Genomic DNA, 1,589 nt, shown 5'->3' on the forward strand with positions numbered 1-1,589 from the left:
CGTCTACGTCGTGCGCGACGACCTGATGCCGCGCCAGAACGCGGCGGGCACAGCGGCGCCCCGCTACGGCGAGGAAGTGCCGCGCCAGGGGTGGCAGGCAGCGCTGGACAGCCTGGTGAGGGCCGTCCAGATGCACCAGATGAACAACCCCCTCTACATCCCCTTCAAGCCCGGCACGCCCACTGTGGAACAGCAGAAAGTCGATTGGTTGAAACAAAAAGAAAAAGCCGGGTTAACCGGTTATTATCAAGGGAAACCAACATGGGAGCGGGAGTATTATACGAGGCAACAGAACCTGGAACGGCAGAAATTGCAGCAGCAAGGAAAAGCAGAGAAAAACGCCAAAGAAGAGGCCAGTGAGTACATTTCTAAAAACCTGAGATTATTTAAGCGGCCTATTGATTTCTTGATGCAGGCCCGGCGAAATATGGAAGCCGGCGAACTCGATCCCGAGGTTTACGCTGAGATCCAAAAACAGATTACGGAGAGCTATCACCCATATGAGACTCTTTCCACATGGGGGCGTTGATGTTGGCCGGTGAAGAGCTTTACCTTCCGTATGGAAGTCGCAAAGAAGCCTGGGAACGAGCACTGCGCGATGCAACAGATCAGAATAGGTTGTTTCTAGACCGAAAGCAGGCGTGGGAAGAAGCTTTGCAACGTGAAGCGCAGAAGGGGACAACAAAAACCTCTGCAAGTCCCCATGACAGAAAGCCGCGGAAGAGCTGGTACACTTCCCTGGACGAGCGGGTAGGGGGCTGGCTGCCGTTCGGAGCACCGGCCCGGATGCCGACGGCGCGGGAAATGGAACAGATGAACATCAACCCCGAGTTTGCTGCGAAGCACCCGACATTCACGAGGGCCATGCTTGCCCTCACCGCACCCCTCCATGCCATCGGCCAGACACCGGTGGGCAAGTTTATGCACCGGATGGCGGAAGCGGAAAATGAGGTACGCTTTGCCACTCCTTCGCCCACCCACACCAGACTGGGCAGCAGGCTGGCTGAAGTAGCGGCTGACCTGCTGGGCGGCGCGCTTGGGTTTGTCGGTGCGGGACCGGGTGCTCCGTCAGCCGGTGGAGAACTCTGGGGTCTTGGTACGAAAGCGGTGAACAGGGTCCTCCCTGCTTCCGTACACCCTGCCCTGCGTACCGCCGCAGAAATGGCCGCCGGCAGCGCGGCTTATGAGGCGGGCACTTCGGCACTGAATGACAGGTCACCCTCCGCGAAAGACATGCTTAAAGCGGTTGCGGAGAATGCCCTGCTGGGTGCACTCTCCCACGGGGCGGGGCGGGTCGCGTCAAGATTGTTTGGAGAAGAGAAAGGCGCCGCACTCCCCGCAGAGGAACCTCCACGCGCCGAACCCGGCCCCACTCTTGAACCGGACTTCACCGCCGAACCGGGCGGCGCCGTCCACATCGGCAGACCAAAGGCGGCCCTGCCGGAAGGAGAAGTGCAGCAGCCGGCGGCCCTCCCGGGTGTCAAATCGCTTCCCCCGGCGAGGGAATTTACACCGGACTTCACCGCCGGGCCGGAAGGCGTGGAGGTCGGCGTTACCAGGCCGCGCCTGGCCGGTGCCGCCGGGACCAT

2 protein-coding genes are annotated in these 1,589 nt (G+C 60.7%); both read left to right on the forward strand.

From position 1 onward, the window contains the following. A partial coding sequence (locus ACPLUI_RS14720; protein WP_424660989.1) for a hypothetical protein occupies window positions 1–529 on the forward strand: 529 nt, incomplete at its 5' end. Next, the coding region (locus ACPLUI_RS14725; RefSeq protein WP_424660990.1) for a hypothetical protein at window positions 529–1,589 on the forward strand (1,061 nt) is incomplete at its 3' end. The genes ACPLUI_RS14720 and ACPLUI_RS14725, both read left to right, overlap by 1 nt.

The organism is Desulfofundulus sp. (assembly GCF_049701015.1).
GTDB lineage: Bacteria > Bacillota > Desulfotomaculia > Desulfotomaculales > Desulfovirgulaceae > Desulfofundulus.